This is a genomic window from Geobacillus sp. PK12 (assembly GCF_004123125.1).
GTDB lineage: Bacteria > Bacillota > Bacilli > Bacillales > Anoxybacillaceae > Geobacillus > Geobacillus zalihae.
In genome coordinates, this window is sequence record NZ_SDKL01000140.1 from 1 (window position 1) to 1,876 (window position 1,876).

The 1,876-nt window shown below is 25.9% G+C and carries 1 pseudogene; it reads left to right on the top strand.

The features are described from left to right. Positions 1-178: 178 nt before the first annotated feature. Positions 179-1,807, top strand: a pseudogene (locus ETR37_RS18550) (IS1634-like element ISMbov3 family transposase). The last annotated feature ends 69 nt before the right edge of the window (positions 1,808-1,876 follow it).

Sequence of the window (1,876 nt, forward strand, 5' to 3'; positions counted from 1 at the left end):
AATTCACTATAAGTTAATCAATCCTACGTTTCCCACTTAGTCGCGAAAACACTCAGTTTTCGGTGGCTATATTTTTTTATAAAAAAAATATAATTTATTATACTTTTATGCTTAAATATGATATAATAAAAACATGAAGAAGTCGAAAAATGATGCAAAAAGACAATGAAGAACATCAATAGCAAGAGTCAAAAAAGGTGAATACTTATCAATTGGAGTGCCAAGACCAGATAACAAAGGTTTTGTATACAGATTAGGATATGGTTATTTGCATGAATTAAAACAATATCACGATGATCCGCTAACAATTATCAAAGCAATTATTGCAAACTTTCCATTGTCTTGAACAAAAGAACAAGCAAGAACTAAATTAGATGAGATTATTAAAGAGAAAAAAGAGACCAAAAAAGAAGTTTTAGAAAGGTTTAAAGGTTACGAAGTAGTTGAAAAACTATTTGATTATTTCAATATTTTTAACGATTGTTCTCCCACAAAATCGACAACATTAAAAGATGTTGTTTTACAGTTGATTTATCAAAGAATTAAAAATCCAATAAGTGTTTTTAACACTTATATGACAGCAAAAAAAGAAAAAATAGACACTTATTCAAAAAATTCATTTTATAGATCATTAGACTATATAGCAAAAAACAAAGATGAAATTTTAAGAAATTTAAATGCAAAAATTTGTGCAAATACTAACAGAAAAATTGATGTATTATGATTTGACGCAACAACTACTTATTTTGAAACATTTTCTCGTGAAGGTTATAAAAAACCTGGCTATTCAAAAGATGGAAAATTTAAAGAAGACCAGATTGTTATAGGTATGGCAACTGATAAAAATGAGATACCGTTACACTACAAAATATTTCCAGGAAATGTTACTGATTCAAATACTTTCATACCATTTATGCTTGAAATTGCAGATATTTATGAAGTTAACAGTGTAACTATAATTGCTGACAAAGGAATGAGTGTTAATAGAAATATTAGATTTTTAGAATCTAAGAATTGAAAATACATAATCTCATATAGAATGAAAGCTGGAAGCAAACAATTTAAAGAGTATGTATTAGATGAAAAAGATTATGTAAATGATGGTGGTTTGATATACAAAACTCGTGATATTGCATCTTCATACAATAAAAAAAGAATTAATGGACATTTTAGAAGACAAATAATTAGTTTTAGTCAAAAACGAGCAACTAAAGACAAAAACGATAGAGACATTTTAATTCAAAATTTCACTAAGAAAATGAATAAAGATAATCTTGTTTCTTGTGATGATCTAGCGGGATCTAAAAAATATAGATTCTTCAAACCTATAAACAAAGGTGCATTTTATGAACTTGACATAGAAAAAATACAAGAAGATCAAAAATATGATGGATACTATGTTTACGAAACAAACAGAACAGATTTATCAGTAAAAGAAGTTATTAATTTATATTCAAAACAATGACAAATTGAGTCTAATTTCAAGACATTAAAAGGCAAATTATCTCTTCGTCCAATGTATTTATCAACTTGAAACCATATTGTTGGTTACATATGTTTATGTTTCATTTCATTAGTGTTTTTAAACTACATCATCTACATTCTAAATTCAAAATTAGGACTGACTGGAAAAAGTAAAATCACTGAGCATAAAGTGATTAATGTTATCAAAGAAGTTAAAGAAATTGAAGTATTTGTAAATAAACAAAAAATCGAAACTATACAAGTTTATAACGACGAGTTACAAGAAAGTTGGCAAACTTATCAAATATTATTAGAACTTTTAACAAAAGAAAAAGTCACTTAGACATTACATTGTATAAAAACATAACTTATGAAATCAAAAATTTACATAATTATGTTTTCTTATTTTATG